The following is an 18,094-nucleotide window of genomic DNA, read 5'->3' on the forward strand; positions in this document are numbered from 1 at the left end:
CGGGGGTCTTCAGGCATCCATTCGCGCCAGCTCCGCTTCCGCGCTCACCGCTTGCGCCGCCGGCTCATCGTTCCTGTGCGCCAGCCGGTACAACACCGGCAACACCAGCAAGGTCAGCGCCGTCGACGACAGGATGCCGCCGATCACCACCGTCGCCAGCGGCCGCTGCACCTCGGCACCCGTGCCGGTAGCCAGCGCCATCGGCACGAAGCCGAGCGATGCCACCAGCGCCGTCATCAGCACGGGGCGCAGGCGCGTCAGCGCGCCATTGCGGATGGCATCGTCAAGCCCATGGCCTTCCTCGCGCAGTGAACGGATGAACGACAGCATCACCAGCCCGTTGAGCACCGCAACGCCGCAGAGCGCGATAAAGCCCACCGCCGCCGAGATCGACAACGGGATGCCGCGCAGCCACAGCGCCAGGATGCCGCCGGTCAGCGCGAACGGGATGCCAGTGAAGACCAGCAGCCCGTCCTTGACGTTGCCGAACATGGCGAACAGCAGCACGAACACCAGGCCCAGCGCCAGCGGCACCACCACGCGCAGCCGCGCGGTGGCGGACTGCAGCTGCTCGAAGGTGCCGCCCCAGCTGGTCCAGTAGCCCGCCGGGATCGGCACGCGCGCGCGGATCGCCGCCTCGGCCTCGGGCACGAAGCTGCCGATATCGCGCCCGCGCACGTTGGCGCTGACGACGATGCGGCGCTTGCCGTTCTCGCGCGAGACCTGGTTGGGACCCGGCGCGATCTCCACGCTGGCGACTTCGCTCAGGGGGATATAGCTGGTGCGCGCGGCAGCCTCCTTCGGCAGCGGGACCGGAAGGCGCCGCAGTGCATCCACGTCCTCGCGCACGGCCTCCGGCAGCCGTACCAGGATATCGAAGCGCCGGTCGCCGCTGAAGAAGGTGCCCGACACCTTGCCGCCGATGCCGATCGCGACCGCATCCTGGATATCGCTGAGGTTCAGCCCGTAGCGCGCCGCCTTGTTGCGGTCGATCTGCACCGTCAGCATGGGCAGGCCGGTGGTCTGCTCGACCTTCACCTCGGCCGCGCCGGGGATGTCCTGCAGCACCGCCGCGATGCGGTTGGCGGTCTGCTCCAGCACGGTGTTGTCGTCGCCGAACACCTTGACCGCCACGTCCGAACGCACGCCCGAGATCAGCTCGTTGAAGCGCAGCTGGATCGGTTGCGAGAACTCATAGTTGTTGCCCGGCAGCTTGCCGACCTCGTCCTGGATCGCAGCGATCAGCGCGTCGCGCGTGCGGCGGGGCTCGGGCCACTCGGACATCGGCTTGAGCATGATGTAGCCGTCGGAGACATTCGGCGGCATCGGGTCGGAGGCGATCTCCGCGGTGCCGGTGCGCGCAAAGACGCGCTCGATCTGCGGGAACCTGGCCTTCAGCGCGGTTTCCACCTGCTGCTGCATCGCCACCGACTGGGTCAGGCTGGTGCCGGGGATGCGCAGGGCCTGGATCGCCAGGTCGCCTTCATTGAGGCTGGGCACGAATTCACTGCCAAGGCGTGTGGCGATCGCCAGGCACAACGCCACCGCCACGCCGGCAAAGGTCAGCACCACCGGCGTCGCCGCCAGCGAGCGTTCCAGCAGCACCGCGTAGCGGCGGCGCGCCCAGGCCATCAGCCGGTTCTCGCGCTCGGCCACGCGGTTGCCGATGAACAGCGCCACCGCCGCCGGCACAAAGGTCACCGACAGCACCATCGCGCCCAGCAGCGCCAGCACCACGGTGAAGGCCATCGGGTGGAACATCTTGCCCTCCACGCCGGTCAGCGCAAAGATCGGCAGGTACACCACCATGATGATCAGCTGCCCATACAGCAGGGGCCGGCGCGCCTCGCGCGCCGCGGCAAAGACTTCATGCAGGCGCTCGCTGCGCGTGAGGGGCCGGCCGTGGCGTTCCTGCGCATGCGCCAGCCGGCGCACGCAGTTCTCGACGATCACCACGGCGCCGTCGACGATGATGCCGAAGTCCAGCGCCCCCAGGCTCATCAGGTTGGCACTGATGCGGTAATGCACCATGCCCGTGAACGTGAACAGCATCGACAGCGGGATCACCAGCGCGGTGATCAGCGCCGCGCGCAGGTTGCCCAGGAACAGGAACAGGATGGCGATCACCAGCACCGCGCCTTCCAGCAGGTTCTTCTTGACCGTGGCGATGGCCTTGTCGACCAGCGTGGTGCGGTCATACACCGTGACGGCCTTCACCCCCGCCGGCAGCGTGCGGTTGATCTCCGCCATCTTGCGGTCCACCGCCTGCGACACCGTGCGGCTGTTCTCGCCGATCAGCATGAACACGGTGCCCAGCACCACCTCGCGGCCGTTCTCGGTGGCCGCGCCGGTGCGCAGCTCGCCGCCGGTCTGCACGGTGGCCACGTCGCGCACGCGGATCGGCTGGCCCTGTGCGGTGCCGACGATCACGTCGCGGATATCGTCCAGCGACCGCACCTGCCCCGGTACCCGCACCAGGTACTGCTCGCCGCGGCGCTCGATATAGCCGGCGCCGACGTTGTCGTTGTTCTTCTCCAGCGCTCCGACCACATCGGCCAGCGACAGTCCATACGACGCCATGCGCTCCAGGCTGGGCGCGACCACGTAGGCGCGCGCGTGCCCGCCGATGACATTGACCTCGGTCACCCCGGGCACGTTGCGCAGCTGCGGGCGGATCACCCAGTCCTGGATCTCGCGCAGGTCCGACAGCGCATAGGGCGTGCCGTCCGGCTTGCGCGCGCCGGGATCGGCCTCGACCGTCCACAGGTAGATCTCGCCCAGCCCGGTTGATATTGGCCCCATGGCGGGCGTGATGCCGGCGGGCAGCTTGTCGCGCGCTTCCTGGATGCGCTGGTTGACCAGCTGGCGCGCAAAGTGGATATCGGTGCCGTCGCGGAAGATCACCGTCACCTGCGACAGCCCGTAGCGCGACAGCGAACGGGTCTGCTCCAGGCCGGGCAGGCCCGCCATCACGGTCTCGACCGGATACGTGATGCGCTGCTCGGTCTCCAGCGGCGAATAGCCCGGCGCGGCGGTGTTGATCTGCACCTGCACGTTGGTGATATCGGGCACCGCGTCGATCGGCAGCCGGGTGTAGCTGTACAGGCCCAGCGCGGCCATGCCCAGCACCGCCAGCAGGACCAGCCAGCGTTGCTCGATGGCAAAGCGGATCAGGCGTTCGAACATGCGCGCCTCCCGCTCAGTGCTCATGCCCGGCGCTGGCTTTACCCAGCTCGGACTTGAGGATGAAACTGTTGGCGGTGGCGTAGCGCGCGCCGGCCTGCAGGCCTTCGGTCACCTCCACCAGCTTGCCGCCGGTGCGTCTGGTCTTGACCGGCTGCACTGCAAACCCGCCCGGCACCGCCACGAACACCACGCTCTGGCCGTCGACCTGCTGCACCGCGTCGGCCGCCACCGTCACCGGCACCTGCGCGGGCGCGCCCAGCACGCTGACCGTGACGAACAGCCCCGGGCGCCAGGCCATGCCGGGATTGGCCAGCGTCACGCGCGCCTTGGCCGTGCGCGTCTGTTCGCCCAGCAGCGCACCGACGTAGGACACCTTGCCCTCGGCCTGCGTGTCCGAGGCGGTCGAGCGCACCGTGACCGCTTCGCCCACACGGACCTGGTCGAGGTCGCGGGCTGCAACCACAAACTCCGCCCACACTGAGCTCAGGTCGGACACGGTGAAGACGCTGGCGTCTTCCTTGACCGCTTCGCCCAGGGCCAGGTGCTTCTCGACCACGATGCCGTCAAACGGGGCACGCAATGCGAACTGGTTCAGGCTGCCGCCCTTGGCCGCATCGTTGTCCGTGGCGCCGATCGCGGTCAGCTTCTGCCGCGCGTTCTGCACCGCGATCTGCGCCTCCTCCAGCGCCGTGCGCGCCTGCTGGTAATCCTGCTCGGCGGAGATCTTCTCCTGCCACAGCGTCTTCTCGCGCGCATAGGTGGCACGCGCCAGCGCCTCGCGCTTCTGCGCCGACAGCAGTTCGCTGCGCTGCTCGGCCAGCGTCGTGCTGGCGATCAGCGCCAGCACTTCGCCCTTGCGCACCTGCTGGCCCAGGTTGGCCGGCACCGCCTGCGCCACGCCTGCCACGCGCGGCACCACGTGGGCGGTGCGGTCCTCGTTGAAGCGGATCTCGCCGGGGAAGTCGACGCTGCTGCGCAGCGGCGCCGCGGCAGCGGTGGCGACGCCGATACCGGCCTGCTCGATCTGCGCGGGCGTCAGCGCGATCAGATGCGGCTTGTCTTCGGCTTCCGGCTGCGCGGCAGGGGCGCTGGCGTCCGCATGTGCGGCGGCCCTCTCGCCTTCCTTGCCGTGTTCGGACTCGTCGCCTTGCCCGGCATGCCCGTGCCCGGCCTCGCCGCTGGCGTTGCCGCCCTTGCCGGTGAACAGGATCGCCGCGCCGCCCAGCAGCCCCGCGACCAGGATGGCCGCCACGGCGGCCCGTTGTTGCTTGCTCATTGCCATGTCTGCAGCTTCCGTATCAGTGTCCGAGGATGCGGTCGATGCTGGCCGCCGCGTCATAGGTGCGGGCCAGCACGTCCAGGTAGCGGATGCGCGCCTGGAACAGCGTGCGCTGGGCGTCCAGCACATCGAGGAAATTGAATTTGCCGGCCTCGAACCCGCGCGAGGCGGCGGCATAGGCCTGCTCCGCCGCGGGCAGCACCGAGGCCTGCAGCGTCTGCGCCGCGGCGCGCGCTACCGACAGCTGCGTCGAGGCCTGCTGCAGTTCGCCCTCCAGGCGGATGCGGGTGGCGGCATGCACATCCTGCGCGCGGTCGGCGCGGCGCAGGGCGGCGTACAGGTTGCCCTGGTTGCGGTCAAACAGCGGCAGCGGAATCGCCACGCCCAGCACGGCCATATTGCGGTTGGCCTCGTTGTCGCGCTTGGCACCCAGGCTCACGGTCACGTCGGGGTACTGGCGGCTGCGCGCCACGGCAACTTCAGCGCGGCTGCGCTCGGCCGACAGGCGGCTTGCCGCCAGCAGCGGCGAGTCTTCCAGCGCCGCTTGCAATGCCGCCGGCGCGGGCCGCGACGGCAGCGCATCGAGATCTCCCCGCGCCTGCGCGAATCGCGGCGCGGTATTGCCCCACAGCGCCGCCAGCGACTGGCGCGCGGACTGCAGCGCGCCGGTGGCCTCGGCCAGCTCCAGTTCGGCGTTGGCCTGCTCGACCCGGGCGCGCGTTGCTTCCAGCGGCGCGACCTTGCCGGCGGCCACGCGCCGCCCGGCTGCGGCGGCCGCCTTGCTGGCGATGCCGACCGAGCCTTCGGCCAGCTTGACGCGCTCCTGCGCCACCAGCACGCCGAAGAAGCGCGCGATCACGGCGGCGCGCAGTTCGGCCCGCGCGCTGCCCAGTTCCGCCTGCGCCAGCTCGCGCCCGCGTTCGGCCACGCCGATGCGGGCGGCACGCTTGCCGCCCAGTTCGATCGGCAGGTTGATCTGGCCGGTGGTGGAGCGCGAGGCCTTGCGCGTGTCTTCCATCAACACCGCCAGCTCGGGATTGGGCAGCACGCGCGCCTGCGTGACTTCGCCCTCGGTGGCGTCAAGCTCCTTGCCGGCGGCGGACAGCATGAAGCTGCCGGCTTCGGCCAGCGCCAGCGCGGCGTCCAGCGTCAGCGTGCCGGCAGGCTCTTGCCCGAGGGCGGGCGGGGATGCCGATGGCAGCGCCATGGCAGGGGGCAGCGTCTGCGCGACGCCGTGGATCGGGCTGGATAGAACGGCCGCCAGCCCGAGCGGCAGCAAAAGTCTTCGCATCGAATTGCACCAGGAAAGAAACCGGGGGAATTCGGCGAGACGCCTGACGTCAGGAACTCAGGGGGATCAGGAAGGAGTCGTCTCGCCGGCTAAGCGAGACGCGGCCACTGCGGACGGTCGGGCGCCCGCGCGCTGTGCGAAGAGAAGCCTGGCTGCGGCGCCGGTGGCGCCAGCTCCACGCGCCGCATGGTCTGCACGTCGGGCGCGTCGGCCCGCGCGAACGGCAGCGAGGCGATATGGCAGACGCCGCAGTCAGGATCCGGCACGCCCAGCTTGGCGTTGTCCTCGGCTTGCCCCGCGGCCTTGTCCTGCTTGCCGCCGTTAGCCTTGTGCTGGTGCTCATGGTGCCCGAGATGGGCCTTGGCCGAACCCGCCACCTCATGCCGGCAATACGCGGCCGCTCCCGCCCAGGCGAACTGGAGCGGCAGGACGAGCGCAAGAAGAATGAGGATAAGCCGTTGCATGAATGGGAGAGCCTGCGCTGCCTTGGCGCCCGGCATCACGACGGGGGGACAGCAGCGAGCCGCAAGTGTAACCGAGCCGCGCCGGCCATTCCGGCGACGGGGTCATTACATTTGCGTCATGCCACGGGCCGTATCCACCCCATCATCTAAATTCAATATTTTTGAACAAGTTATCCGGCAACTGGCCTGTTTCCGCCCCGGATGGGCTCCTATAGTTCTGTACATGAACGGCACGCACACAACGCAACGCCTTCTGACAAATTCAATAAACTCAAGGAGAACCATCATGACCAAGACCACCCGCCTCGCTACCGCCCTGCTCCTGTCGCTGGCCGCCCTGGGCGCCGCGCAAGCCGCCACCGCCGCCGAGCAGTTGCCCGGCGACAAGTATGGCTACAGCTTGCGCAGCACCGTGCCGGGCGACAAGTATGGTTATGATTTCCGCAGCCATGATGTGTTCACCGACGGCGCCCGCGCCGGCAAGTTCGATCCGTTCGTTGACGGCGCCCGCAAGGTGGCCGGGCTGGACCGCAGCGGCGTGTCGGCCGCCCCGGCGCGCAGCTTCGACACCTTTACCGAAGGCAGCCGTGCCGGCAAGTTCGATCCCTACGGGGAAGGCGCCCGCGCCTGAGCGATGTCCGCACCCCACCAGCAAAAAGGCCAGCGCAAGCGCTGGCCTTTTGTCATTCGTCGCGCCCCAGCCGGCGCACTAGCCACAGGCCACTGGGGCGCCGCCCTATTCCTGGTTCTCCAGTAACGAAAAATACCGTCCGATATCCCCCTCCTCGCGCAGGATCTCCTGCATCAGGTCTGCCAGCGGCATCTGCCCCCAACGCACCGCGCGCCGCAGCAGGTAAGGCGTAGGACTGTGCGGCTCCTGGCGCGCCAGGTAGTCGGCCACGTCCCGGATCAACCGGTAGGCGTGCGCGCGGTCCTCGATGCGGCCGCGCCCCAGCATGGCGGTCTGCTCCGGCAGCGCGGCGGGCAAGACCGGCATCGGCCGAGGCTCGTCCGCGGCGCCATGGCTGCCGGCCGCCGCCGGCATGGCGACGGGCCCGCCGCCGTGAGCGTAGCCGCTGGCCGTTTCGTTCCCGCGCAGCACCGCCACCGCCCGCACCAGCCGCGCGAGGCTGTCCGTCACGCGCGCCAGGCTTGGCGCCTGCGCGCCCAGCAGCGCGTCGATGCGCCGGTCAAACGCCGCCCATTCGGCGCTGGCGTCATGCAGGTCGCGCCACAATGTGTCCAACCCACGGCGGTCGGGCGCCTGCTGCGCGCGCTGCAGCAGCGGCACATGGCCGGGGCGCCGGCGTCAGGTCCGGCGCGGCGCTGCCCAGCGGGAAGTCAAAGCGCAGCAGTTGCGCCGCGTTGTCGGCACGCTCGCCCGGATCCGCGATGCGGTGGCGCGCAATGAACGACAGCAGCGACCACGGGTCGGCAAAGCGCCAGGTCAGGGTCTTGCCGTCGGTAGCCAATGTGCGCTGCTCGGCATCGGGCAACGCGACCATCGGCGAATCCTTGGCAAAGCGCAGTGTCAGCGTGACAGGATTGCCGTAGTCCCAGTGCAGCGAGCGCGGTGCATCGCGCATCGACAGGCTCTGCGCGCCGATCGCCAGGGTCCAGTCGATGATCTGGTTGCCGGCCAGTTCCGCGCCACGGTTGACGCGGAACTCCGCGCTCACGTCATAGCCCGCGGGCGCGCCCTCCTCGGCCGGATACAGCGGCGCAAGCAGCGTCCTGACCTGGTCGAAACTTCGGATTGCTGCAGCATCTCGTCCACGGCGCGCAGCCGTGCCAGCGCATCGCGCGAGACCAGCACATCAAGGTCATCCACGCGCGACATGGCATGCATGTCGCTCAGCATGGCCTTGATGCGCGCGATGCGGCCCAGCGCCGCCTCGAAGCCCGCACTGCCGCCGTCGGCCGGCAGCGGCGCCAGGATGGCCGCGGCCGCGACCTGGTCCGTCACCAGCCGCGCAAACTGCTGGTCGACGTTCTGCGCGATCGCATCGCGCCATGCGCCGGGCAGGCCCGCAAGGCCCTCGTCCAGGAAGCGCTTGCGCATATCCCCCAGTGCAATGGCCTGGTCCAGCTGCTGGCGGTCCCACAGCACCGCCGATCCCGCTGGCACCCTCGGCAGCGCCAGGTCGCGCGGCGGCGCCATGAACGGCTGGTTCAGCAGCGCGGCGAGCCGGCCGCGCAGCGCCAGCCGCTCGGGCGTGACCACGTAGCGGCCGTCCTTGTCCTGCCAGGCGATGCCGCTGTCGGGCCCGCTGAAGCGCTGTGCCAGCTCGCCGGTGAGGGCCTGGAAACCGCTTTCCGCGCGTGCGCGCGCACGTGCCGCTGCGTCCTCGCCAAGCAGGCGATTCTGCGCGGCAAGCGCAAGCGTGCGCTCGTAGACGGTGCCCGCCGCGAACTGCGGCTGCCTGATCCAGCCGCCCTTGCCGGCCGCCAGCAGTTCCTGCTGCGTGCCGATCGCCCCGACGATGCCGCGGTAGTCGGCAAGCACCCGGCTGAAGCCGCCGCCGCAAAGCCGCTGCTCAGCGCGCGCGAGACCGAGATCCTGGTCTTCATCAACAAGGGCTCGACCAACCGCGAGATCGCCGACGCACTGTCGCTGTCGCGGCTGACCATCGCGTCGCACGTGAAGAATATCTACAAGAAGCTGGCGGTCAAGACGCGCACGCAGGCCATCTTCGAAGCACGCGCCTATGGCGTGCTGACCTGAGGCGGGGCGCCGCCCCGCCGCTTCCGCCATTGCGCTGCACTCGGCGGGATCCCTTGCCGTGCAGCGAAGAATCCCCGCCCACCGTCATTCCCGCGCAGGCGGGAATCCAGCGTCTTCACGTCCCCTTCGGGGATAAAGCCACCAGGTCCCCGCCTGCGCGGAGACACCGGTTAGCTAACGCTGCCGTGAGTTCTCGAAACATCAGTAATTCGTGGGATTTTGTGATCAGCGGATCGGCGCCGCGGTGGAGGATTGTCAATCATCGCGCCCCAGCCTGCGCATAGCCTCGCGCAGGGTCCGCATCTGGGCGCTGAAGCTGGTGCAGGCGTCGCAGATCGCCAGGTGGGCGCGCATGCGCAGCCGCTCCCCCCATGACAGCGGCCGGTCCAGGCCCTTCATGGTGAGATGGTGCACCTCCTCACAGTTCGGCAGCAGGCGGCGCGCGGAGCGGGAAGGGCGGGAATCTGGCATGTTGGTCAGTGGCTTATCCGTTGCGTGTGCGGAAACAGGCTCAGCCGGCCTTGCCCGGCCGGCCGCGCTGGCCGAACCAGTGCAGTTCCAGGCATTCGCGCAGGCGCATGCGGGCGCGGTAGAGCATCGCCCAGGCATTGGTCGCGCTGATCTGCAAATGCTGACAGATTTCTTCGGTGTCCAGCTCCAGCCACTCGCGCATCATGAAGATCCGGCCGGTGCGCTCGGGCAGGCGGTCCACGCATAGCTGCAGGATCTCGAAGAACTCGCGGCGCTCGAACGCGCGCTCCGGGTCGCCCCAGTCGGACGGGGGGTCCTGGTAGTGGCCGTTGCGCGTGAACAGCGCGTCGAAGGCGTCGTCGTCGGACTGCGGCTGGCCCTCGGCATCGGTGGCCAGCGCCAGCCTGACCTCGCGCTTGCCGCTGCGCAGGGCGTCGATGATCTTGTGCTTGAGGATGCCGACCAGGTAGGTGCGCAGCGCGGACTGGCCGGCGAAGCGCTCAGGGTGCTCCAGCACGGCCAGCAGCGTGTCCGAGACGGCATCCTCGGCCACCGCGTCGTCGCGCAGCTGCAGGCGGGCAAAACGCAGCAGGTAGGGGCGTATGGCCTGGAGTTCGGCAGGATCAAGGCTCATCGGAAATCGGGGCGCGGTTGCCTGGGCGATGCGCCATGATACCCGCGCCGCGCCTTATCCCTCACCCGGCACGTGCAAGCGTGAGCTGGCCGATGTGGCCTGCTGGCGGCACGCTGCTTATACGGCCAGACACAAGTACTTGATCACAACGTAGTCGTCGATGCCGTAGTGGGAGCCCTCGCGGCCCAGCCCCGACTGCTTCACGCCGCCGAACGGCGCAACCTCGTTTGAGATCAGGCCGGTGTTGATGCCCACCATGCCGTATTCAAGCGCCTCCGCGACGCGCCACACGCGCCCGATGTCGCGGCTGTAGAAGTACGCCGCCAGGCCGGACTCGGTGTCATTCGCGTACTGGATTACCTCTTCGTCTGATGAGAACCTGAACAGCGGCGAGAGCGGGCCAAAGGTCTCTTCCCTGGCCACCTTCATGGCCTGCGTCACGCCCGTCAAGACGGTTGGCTCGAAGAAGCCGCCCCCCAGCGCGTGCCGCTTGCCGCCCGTCAACAGCCGGGCTCCCTTGGCCAGCGCGTCCTGGAGATGCGCCTCGACCTTCTGCACTGCAGCCTCGTTGATCAGCGGCCCGAGCACCACCCCCGGCTCGGTGCCGTGGCCCACCTTCAGCTTCCCGACCGCGGCGCCCAGCTTCTGCGCGAAGGCGTCATACACGCGCTCGTGCACGTAGAAGCGATTCGTGCATACGCAAGTCTGGCCGCTGTTGCGGTACTTCGACGCGATCGCACCTTCCACGGCCGCATCGAGGTCCGCATCGTCGAACACGATAAAAGGTGCGTTGCCGCCCAGCTCAAGCGACACCTTCTTCACGGTCGGCGCGCATTGCGCCATCAGCAGCCGGCCGACCGGCGTCGAACCGGTAAACGACAGCTTGCGCACGGTCGGGTTGCCGGTCAGCTCGCCGCCGATCGCCTTCGGATCGCCCGTCACGACACTGAACACGCCGGCCGGCACGCCCGCGCGTTCGGCCAGCACCGCCATCGCCAGCGCGGAAAACGGCGTCGCCTCGGCCGGCTTCACCACGATAGGACAGCCCGCCGCAAGCGCCGGCCCGACCTTGCGCGTGATCATCGCCGCCGGGAAGTTCCACGGCGTGATCGCGGCGCACACCCCGATCGGCTCCTTCGTGACGACAATGCGCTTGCCGGCGGCGGGCGTCGGCATGGTGTCGCCGTATACACGCTTACCCTCTTCCGCGAACCATTCGATAAACGACGCCGCGTAGGCGATCTCGCCTTTCGCCTCGGCCAGCGGCTTGCCTTGCTCAGTGGTCAGGATCAGCGCCAGGTCGTCCGCGTGCGCAAGCATCAGGTCGTGCCACTTGCGCAGGATCGCCGCGCGCTCCCTGGCCGTGCGCTGGCGCCATGCCGGCCACGCCGCGTTGGCCGCGTCGATCGCGCGGCGGGTCTCGGCCGCGCCCAGCGCGGGAACCGTGCCGATCAGCGCCCCGGTCGCCGGGTTGCGGACTTCAAACGTCTCGCCGCTGGCAGCGGCTTGCCATTCGCCATTGATATAGGCCTGCTGGCGGAACAGCGCGGGCTCGCTCAGTGCAAGCGTTTCTTGAATAGTGCTCATGATGGGTGTCCGATGAAGGGTGGGCGCGTTCGGCGCCGTACTGGCAGGCAAGGTTCAGGCTGGCACGCCCGCCGTTTCCTGCAGCACCTCATCCAGAATGCCGATGGCTTCGTCGAACACGGCGTCGGGAATCGTCAGCGGAAACAGGAAGCGAATGACGTTCGCATACACACCGCACACCAGCAGCAACAGGCCGCGCTCCAGCGCGCGCGCCTGCACGCGTTTCGTCATTTCGGCATCCGGCTCGTGCGTGCCCGCCTTGCAGAACTCCACCGCGACCATCGCGCCAGGGCCGCGCACGTCGGCGATCTGGGGTACGTCATCCTTCAGCGCGACGAGCTTCGCCTTGAGCTTGTCGCCGAGCACCGTTGCGCGTTCGCACAGCGCCTCTTCATCAATGATGTCCAGCACCGCATGCGCCGCCGCCACCGCGAGCGGGTTGCCGGCGTAGGTGCCGCCCAGGCCGCCGGGCGCCGCCGCGTCCATCACCTCGGCGCGGCCGACCACGCCTGACAGCGGCATGCCGCCTGCCATGCTCTTCGCCATCGTGGTCAGGTCGGGCACTACGTCATGGTGCTGCATTGCAAACAGCTTGCCGGTACGCGCAAAGCCCGTCTGCACTTCGTCGGCAATCAGCAGAATGCCGTGCTCGTTGCACAGCTTGCGCAGCCCGCGCACGAAATCGGCAGGTGCCGCGTAGAAGCCGCCTTCGCCCTGCACCGGCTCGAAAATCATCGCGGCGACGCGCTTCGGATCGATGTCGGCCTTGAACAGCGCGTCGACCGCGCGCAGCGAATCCGCCGTCGTCACGCCGTGCAGCGGATTCGGATACGGCGCGTGGAATACTTCGCCCGGAAACGGGCCGAAGCCAATCTTGTAAGGCGCCACTTTCCCGGTCAGCGCCATGCCCATCATGGTACGGCCATGAAAGCCGCCGGAGAAGGCGATCACGCCCGGTCGGCCGGTGAATGCACGGGCGATCTTGATGGCGTTCTCGACAGCCTCCGCGCCAGTGGTGAAGAAGGCGGTCTTCTTCGCGAAGTCGCCCGGCGCGCGCGCATTGATCTTCTCGGACAACTCCACGTAGGACGCATAGGGCACGATCTGGTAGGCGGTGTGGGTGAACCGCTCCAACTGGTCCGCCACCGCCTTCACCAACCTGGGATGGCGATGGCCGGTGTTCACCACCGCGATGCCTGCGGCGAAATCAATGAAACGGCGGCCTTCGACGTCCCACAGTTCAGCGTTCTCCGCGCGCTCGGCGTAGAAATCGCACATGACGCCAACGCCGCGCGGGGTAGCGGCGTTCTTGCGAGCTTGCAGATCAGCATTGTTCACGGTCATCGTTCTTCCGTCAGTTCGGTCAGAGGTTGTTCGGATCCATCGGCCGGGTGCCTGCCCGGCTCCCGCTGACGGAGACTATAATCAAACATGGCCCTAAAGATCAGAGCCATTTCCGTATTTTTATAGGAGCCAATTTTGCGCACGACCGTGTTGCCCGACTGGCTGGCGCAGCGCCTCGTTCGCGGCGGCGACGCGCAGCCGGTCTACCGGCAACTGCACCGGCTGGTCCAGCAGGCAATCCTGACCCGTGAGCTGCCGGCCGGCACGCGCATGCCGTCGTCACGGCTGCTTGCCGCCGAGCTCGGCATCGCGCGCAACACCGTGACGCAGGTGTACGAGCAGCTCACGCTGGAAGGCTATGTCACCTCGGCAACCGGCCGCGGGACCTTCGTCACTGACAGCGCGCCGGATGAAATCGTCGGCGCGCGCGACGCGGCCCGCCCATCGCATGGAACACCCGCTGCCCCGCAAGCCGCCGCGCGGCGTTTGTCCGCGCGCGGCTCGCGCCTGGTGGCGCAAGCAGGCGTATCAAAGCGGCAAAGCGGCGCCTTCATGCCGGGCGTGCCCGACGTGTCGCGCTTTCCGACGCGTGTGTGGACGCGCCTGCACAACAAGTACTGGCGGCGGCCGCGTCCCGACCTGCTGACCTACGCGCCGGGCGGCGGCCTGCCGTCGCTGCGCGTGGCGCTCGCCGACTACCTGCGCACATCGCGTTCGGTCCGCTGCGCCCCCGAGCAGATCATCATCACCACCGGAATCCACCAGTCCGTCGATCTCGCGGTGCGCCTGCTGACCGATCCGGGCGACGTCATCTGGACCGAAGATCCGTGCTACTGGGGCGTGCGCAGCGTGCTGCAGGTATCCGGCCTGACGACCAGGCCGGTCCCTGTCGATGCCGAAGGCATGGCGCCGACAGCGGAGGATCTCGCCACACCGCCCAAGCTGATGCTGGTCACACCGTCGCACCAGTATCCACTGGGGATGGTGATGAGCCTGGCACGGCGCCGGATGCTGCTTGAGTACGCGCGCCAGCACGGCGCATGGATCATCGAGGACGATTACGACAGCGAGTTCCGCTATGGCAGCCGGCCCCTTGCCTCCCTGCAAGGGCTGGATACGGCAGGGCAAGTGATCTACGTCGGCAGCTTTGGCAAGACCCTGTTTCCGGGCTTGCGCGTCGGCTACCTTGTCGTGCCCGAGGCTCTGGCCGAAAGTTTCGCAACCGCCAGCGCAGAGCTGTACCGCGAAGGCCAGTTGCTGCAGCAGGCGGTGCTCGCCGAGTTCATTGCGCAAGGGCACTTCGTCTCCCACATCCGGAAGATGCGTGCGCTGTACGGCCAGCGGCGCCAGACACTGCTGGATGCCATGGCGCATCGGTACGGCGACGCCCTGCCCGCCATCGGCGGCGATGCAGGCCTGCATCTGGTGATGCCGCTGCCAGAGGGGACGGACGATCGCGCGGTCACGCAAGCCGCGCTCGAGCGCGATATCGTCGTGCGCGCGCTGTCCGGCTACTACACAGATCCGGAACGCGCCAGGCAGGGACTGTTGCTTGGCTACGCCTGCGTGCCCGAGGAAGAGATCGGGCCGGCCTTCGACACGCTCGCGAACGCGATCGACGACGTGGCGTTCGCGCGGGCCGCCGTGGCTGCGGGTCCGCGTTCGAAACGGCCAGGCCGCTTTGCGGCCTGAACCGCCTATACTCCGCATGACACATTTCATCCGGAGCCGAACCATGGATTACACCCCCGGCATCAGCCAGCTCGCCGGCCTGCTCGCCGATCCCGGCCGCGCGGCCATGCTGTGGGCGCTGATGGATGGCAGTGCTCGGCCCGCCGGCGAGCTGGCGCTGATTGCCGGGCTGTCGGCTTCTTCCACCAGCGGACACCTGGCGCGGCTGGCCGAAGGCGGCCTGCTGGTGGCCGAGACGCGCGGGCGCAACCGCTACTACCGTCTGGCGGCGCCGGAAATCGGCGTGGCGATCGAGGCGCTGGCATCGGCATCGCTGGCCAGCCAGCCGCCGCGGCTGCGCGACGTGCCGGTGTCGCGCACGGCGCCGCCGGCGCTGCGCCAGGCCCGCACCTGCTATGACCACCTTGCGGGCGAGCTGGCCGTGGGACTGTTCGAGCGGATGACACATTCAGGCTGGCTGATGCTGGACGGACCGCGCGTGGATCTGAGCGGCGACGGCGCGCAGGCGCTGGTGGGACTGGGCGTGGACGTGGAGGCCGCCCGGCGCAAGCGGCGGCAGTTCGCCTGCACCTGCCCGGACTGGAGCGAGCGCAAGCCGCACCTGGGCGGCGCGCTGGGCGCGGCGCTCTTGGGCAGCCTGCTGGCGCGCGGCTGGGTCGAGCCCACGCGCACCTCGCGCGCGTTGCGCGTGACACCGTCGGGCCAACGCGAGATCATGCGCATCGCGGCATAGCGGACCACAGCAACAGGAGAAATCAAGATGGCCAAACCCCTGGACGACGACACGCAGGACGCGATTGCGCGTTTCTTCGCCCTGATCAACCTTGGCGACAGCGCACAGACCTCGGCGCAGCTGTCGATGTTTGAAGATGCCCTGCTCGATGCCGAGGACGATGACACCGATGGCCAGGAACTGCTATGGGTGATCCGCGAGGTCATCGACTGGCAGTCCGGGTTTTTTGTCGACTGGAAGGATGCCCAGTCCCTGATCGGCTGCCTGAACCAGCTGTGCGAACGGATGGACCTGGAGATCGACTGGGGCAGCGACGACCCCGAGGACGAGGCCTTCCTGGACAGCACCAGCGTGCCGGAGCTGATGGAGCTGGCGCACAACCAGCTGCGCGTGGCCGGCTATACGCTGTGGAACTGGGACACGGGCGGCGATGCCTACGGCGGCTGGATCACGCGCAGCGAAGACGACGAGGAGATGCTGGATCTGGCCGAGGTCCTGCACTTTGACGTGCGGCCGGCCGGGCAGCCTTACTGACCAATGCCCGGGAGCGGACGGCGCAAGGGCTAAGCGCTCTCGCGCCGCTTGCCGGCGGGGCGCCGCGCCTCCGGCACCCCCAGCGTCTGCTCCAGCACGTCCAGCAGCACCCGCACGCTGGCCGGCATATGCTTGCGCGCCGGCATCAGCACGTAGACCTTCAGCGGCGACGAGGCATAGCCCGGCAGCACGCGCACCAGTTGCCCCTGCCCGACCGCATCCTGAACGAAGCGCGGCGACAGCCGCGTCACGCCCAGCCCGTCCAGCGCCGCCTTGAGCCGCAGCTCGGCGTTATGGGTGCCGATGCGCGGCTCGACATCCAGGCGCGCGATCTCCATGCCATCGCGCAGGAACTCCCAGTGCCGGTCGTCGGCGTTGCCCAGCGTGGGCCAGCCCTGCAGGTCCTGCGGCGCGCGCGGCAGCCCGCGTGCCTTGATCAGTGCCGGCGCGGCATAGAAGGCGCGTTCGATCAGCACCACGCGCTTGCTGGCGAACGAGGTGTCGTGCAGCGCGGTATCGGTCATCACGAACGCCAGGTCGTAGCCGTGGCGGATCAGGTCGGGCTGGTCCCAGCTGACATCGACCTGCACGCGCAGGCCCGGGTGGGCGCGCAGCACGCGCGTCAGGCTCTCGGACAGATGCATGGAGCCGACTTCATACGGGGTGGAGATGCGCAGCAGGCCGCTGACTTCGGCGCTGTCCGAAGCGGCCTCGGCGCTGATTTCATGGAGCTCGGCAAACAGCGGCGCCACGCGCTCGTACAAGCGCTGGCCGCGTTCGGTCACGCGCACGCGGCGCGTGGTGCGCTCGAACAGGCGCACGCCGAGCTGGCTTTCCAGCCGCGCCACCGCGGCGCTGGCAGAAGACTTGGGCACCTCGGCCAGTTCGGCCCCCTGGGTAAAGCCGCCGCCTTCCACCACGCGGCAGAAAATCTCCCAGTCCTTCCATTCGATTGTCTTCATGCGGCGCCTCGTGGTTGCGGTGCGCCGCGATTGTCCCACAGGGCGAACAATGGCGCACCGCCCCGGATGCGCATCTAGCCGAACATGATCACCGAGCGCGCCAGCTCGCCACGGCGCAGTTCGTCGAAGGCATCGTTGATGCGCTCCAGCGGCAGGCGCTGCGCGATCAGTTCATCCAGGTGCAGGCGGCCGGCCATGTAGAAATCGACCAGGTGCGGCATGTCAACCGGGAAGCGGTTGGAGCCCATCAGCGAGCCCTGGATGCGCTTCTCGCCAAGGAAGTCGCTGCCGTACAGCTCGATCTTGACCCCCGGTGCGATCATGCCGATGATCGTGGCGGTGCCGCCCCGGCGCAGCATGGCAAAGGCCTGCTCGGTGGTCTCCTTCAGGCCGATGGCTTCGAAGGCATGGTGCACGCCGCCCTCGACCAGCGTGCGCACTGCCTCCAGCACATTGGCATGGCCCGCGTCGATCACGTCGGTGGCGCCGAACTTGCGCGCCAGTTCCAGCTTGGCCGGGACCCGGTCGATGGCAATGATGCGCCCGGCACCGGCGATGGCAGCGCTGTTGACCGTGGCCAGGCCGATGCCGCCGCAGCCGATCACGGCAACGGTCTCGCCCGGCTGCACCTTTGCGGTATGGATCACCGCGCCCATGCCGGTGGTCACCGCGCAGCCGATCAGCGCGGCGCGGTCCAGCGGCATGTCACGCCGGATCGCCACCAGCGCGTGCTCATGGATCAGCATCTGTTCAGCGAATGCCGACAGGTTCAGGAACTGGTGCATGGTCTTGCCATGGCTCGTCATCAGACGCGGCTCCTCGTCCTGGCGCCGACGGGTATCGGGCTCTGCGCACAATGACAGGTGGCCGGTCAGGCAATGCTCGCAATGGCCGCAATAAGCCGACAGGCAGCTAATCACATGGTCGCCGGGCTTGACCGTGCGCACCTCGGCGCCGACCTGCTCGACCACGCCCGCGGCCTCGTGGCCGAGGACGGCCGGCGTCCGGTGGGGGTAGGTGCCGTCGAGGAAATGCAGGTCCGTGTGGCACACGCCCACGGCGGCGGTGCGCACCAGCACCTCATGCGGGCCGGGCTTGCCGATGGCAACGTCTTCGATCACCAGCGGGGCCTTGGGTTGATGCAGGACAGCGGCTTTCATGGGCGTCCTCTGAGGCAGGCAACGATGCTGAA

The 18,094-nt window shown here is 68.6% G+C and carries 18 protein-coding genes; 5 read left to right on the forward strand and 13 right to left on the reverse strand.

Annotated features, from left to right (window positions below; translation table 11 throughout):
* Window positions 1-9: 9 nt before the first annotated feature.
* The 4 genes from ACREYQ_RS28755 to czcI form a co-directional block, all read right to left on the reverse strand.
* Window positions 10-3,186 carry a CusA/CzcA family heavy metal efflux RND transporter gene (locus tag ACREYQ_RS28755; RefSeq protein WP_432261358.1) on the reverse strand — a complete coding sequence of 1,059 codons (3,177 nt, stop codon included), beginning with the start codon at window positions 3,184-3,186 and terminating at the stop codon, window positions 10-12.
* Window positions 3,187-3,199: 13 nt separating this feature from the next.
* Window positions 3,200-4,468: an efflux RND transporter periplasmic adaptor subunit gene (locus ACREYQ_RS28760; protein ID WP_432261359.1), complete on the reverse strand. Its 1,269-nt coding sequence runs from the start codon at window positions 4,466-4,468 to the stop codon at window positions 3,200-3,202.
* Between the two features lie 16 nt (window positions 4,469-4,484).
* Complete coding sequence (locus tag ACREYQ_RS28765) at window positions 4,485-5,756, reverse strand: TolC family protein (RefSeq protein ID WP_432261360.1); 1,272 nt, start codon at window positions 5,754-5,756, stop codon at window positions 4,485-4,487.
* Window positions 5,757-5,845: 89 nt separating this feature from the next.
* Window positions 5,846-6,220, reverse strand: coding sequence for a cation efflux protein, CzcI family (gene czcI / locus ACREYQ_RS28770; RefSeq protein ID WP_432261361.1), 375 nt, complete (start codon window positions 6,218-6,220; stop codon window positions 5,846-5,848).
* A gap of 286 nt (window positions 6,221-6,506) precedes the next feature.
* Between czcI and ACREYQ_RS28775 the strand changes: the two genes are divergently transcribed.
* Complete coding sequence (locus tag ACREYQ_RS28775) at window positions 6,507-6,851, forward strand: hypothetical protein (RefSeq protein ID WP_432261362.1); 345 nt, start codon at window positions 6,507-6,509, stop codon at window positions 6,849-6,851.
* Window positions 6,852-6,956: 105 nt separating this feature from the next.
* Here ACREYQ_RS28775 and ACREYQ_RS28780 read toward each other — a convergent pair whose 3' ends face one another.
* The 3 genes from ACREYQ_RS28780 to ACREYQ_RS28790 are packed head-to-tail and all read right to left on the reverse strand — an operon-like array spanning window position 6,957 to window position 8,726.
* Window positions 6,957-7,466, reverse strand: coding sequence for an ImpA family type VI secretion system protein (locus ACREYQ_RS28780; RefSeq protein ID WP_432261363.1), 510 nt, complete (start codon window positions 7,464-7,466; stop codon window positions 6,957-6,959).
* Window positions 7,438-7,899 (reverse strand): hypothetical protein, encoded by a 462-nt coding sequence (locus tag ACREYQ_RS28785; RefSeq protein WP_432261364.1) that lies wholly within the window; start codon window positions 7,897-7,899, stop codon window positions 7,438-7,440. The genes ACREYQ_RS28780 and ACREYQ_RS28785 overlap by 29 nt, the downstream gene beginning before the upstream one ends.
* Window positions 7,896-8,726: a hypothetical protein gene (locus ACREYQ_RS28790; RefSeq protein WP_432262697.1), complete on the reverse strand. Its 831-nt coding sequence runs from the start codon at window positions 8,724-8,726 to the stop codon at window positions 7,896-7,898. Before ACREYQ_RS28790 ends, ACREYQ_RS28785 begins: the two co-directional genes overlap by 4 nt.
* A gap of 90 nt (window positions 8,727-8,816) precedes the next feature.
* Between ACREYQ_RS28790 and ACREYQ_RS28795 the strand changes: the two genes are divergently transcribed.
* Complete coding sequence (locus tag ACREYQ_RS28795; protein WP_432262682.1) at window positions 8,817-8,945, forward strand: helix-turn-helix transcriptional regulator; 129 nt, start codon at window positions 8,817-8,819, stop codon at window positions 8,943-8,945.
* Window positions 8,946-9,200: 255 nt separating this feature from the next.
* On the opposite strand, the gene ACREYQ_RS28800 is transcribed toward ACREYQ_RS28795, so the two are convergent.
* The 4 genes from ACREYQ_RS28800 to ACREYQ_RS28815 form a co-directional block, all read right to left on the reverse strand.
* On the reverse strand, window positions 9,201-9,416 hold the full coding sequence (locus ACREYQ_RS28800; RefSeq protein WP_432261365.1) for a zf-HC2 domain-containing protein: 216 nt from the start codon (window positions 9,414-9,416) through the stop codon (window positions 9,201-9,203).
* A 40-nt stretch (window positions 9,417-9,456) separates the two neighbouring features.
* On the reverse strand, window positions 9,457-10,050 hold the full coding sequence (locus ACREYQ_RS28805) for a sigma-70 family RNA polymerase sigma factor (protein ID WP_432261366.1): 594 nt from the start codon (window positions 10,048-10,050) through the stop codon (window positions 9,457-9,459).
* A 117-nt stretch (window positions 10,051-10,167) separates the two neighbouring features.
* Complete coding sequence (gene gabD / locus ACREYQ_RS28810; RefSeq protein ID WP_432261367.1) at window positions 10,168-11,637, reverse strand: NADP-dependent succinate-semialdehyde dehydrogenase; 1,470 nt, start codon at window positions 11,635-11,637, stop codon at window positions 10,168-10,170.
* A gap of 54 nt (window positions 11,638-11,691) precedes the next feature.
* Window positions 11,692-12,981, reverse strand: coding sequence for a 4-aminobutyrate--2-oxoglutarate transaminase (locus ACREYQ_RS28815; protein WP_432261368.1), 1,290 nt, complete (start codon window positions 12,979-12,981; stop codon window positions 11,692-11,694).
* A 135-nt stretch (window positions 12,982-13,116) separates the two neighbouring features.
* Here ACREYQ_RS28815 and ACREYQ_RS28820 point away from each other — a divergent pair, with 135 nt between their 5' ends.
* The 3 genes from ACREYQ_RS28820 to ACREYQ_RS28830 are packed head-to-tail and all read left to right on the forward strand — an operon-like array spanning window position 13,117 to window position 15,940.
* Window positions 13,117-14,673 (forward strand): PLP-dependent aminotransferase family protein, encoded by a 1,557-nt coding sequence (locus ACREYQ_RS28820; RefSeq protein ID WP_432261369.1) that lies wholly within the window; start codon window positions 13,117-13,119, stop codon window positions 14,671-14,673.
* A 43-nt stretch (window positions 14,674-14,716) separates the two neighbouring features.
* Window positions 14,717-15,406: an ArsR/SmtB family transcription factor gene (locus ACREYQ_RS28825; protein WP_432261370.1), complete on the forward strand. Its 690-nt coding sequence runs from the start codon at window positions 14,717-14,719 to the stop codon at window positions 15,404-15,406.
* A 27-nt stretch (window positions 15,407-15,433) separates the two neighbouring features.
* On the forward strand, window positions 15,434-15,940 hold the full coding sequence (locus ACREYQ_RS28830; RefSeq protein WP_432261371.1) for a DUF6630 family protein: 507 nt from the start codon (window positions 15,434-15,436) through the stop codon (window positions 15,938-15,940).
* A 29-nt stretch (window positions 15,941-15,969) separates the two neighbouring features.
* Here ACREYQ_RS28830 and ACREYQ_RS28835 read toward each other — a convergent pair whose 3' ends face one another.
* Window positions 15,970-16,902 carry a LysR family transcriptional regulator gene (locus ACREYQ_RS28835; RefSeq protein ID WP_432261372.1) on the reverse strand — a complete coding sequence of 311 codons (933 nt, stop codon included), beginning with the start codon at window positions 16,900-16,902 and terminating at the stop codon, window positions 15,970-15,972.
* Window positions 16,903-16,976: 74 nt separating this feature from the next.
* The gene (locus ACREYQ_RS28840) at window positions 16,977-18,062 is read right to left on the reverse strand and encodes a Zn-dependent alcohol dehydrogenase (protein WP_432261373.1); all 1,086 of its coding nucleotides are present in this window, start codon (window positions 18,060-18,062) and stop codon (window positions 16,977-16,979) included.
* Between the last annotated feature and the right edge of the window lie 32 nt (window positions 18,063-18,094).

Origin of the sequence: Cupriavidus sp. TMH.W2 (assembly GCF_050847365.1) — a bacterium.
Classification (GTDB): domain Bacteria; phylum Pseudomonadota; class Gammaproteobacteria; order Burkholderiales; family Burkholderiaceae; genus Cupriavidus.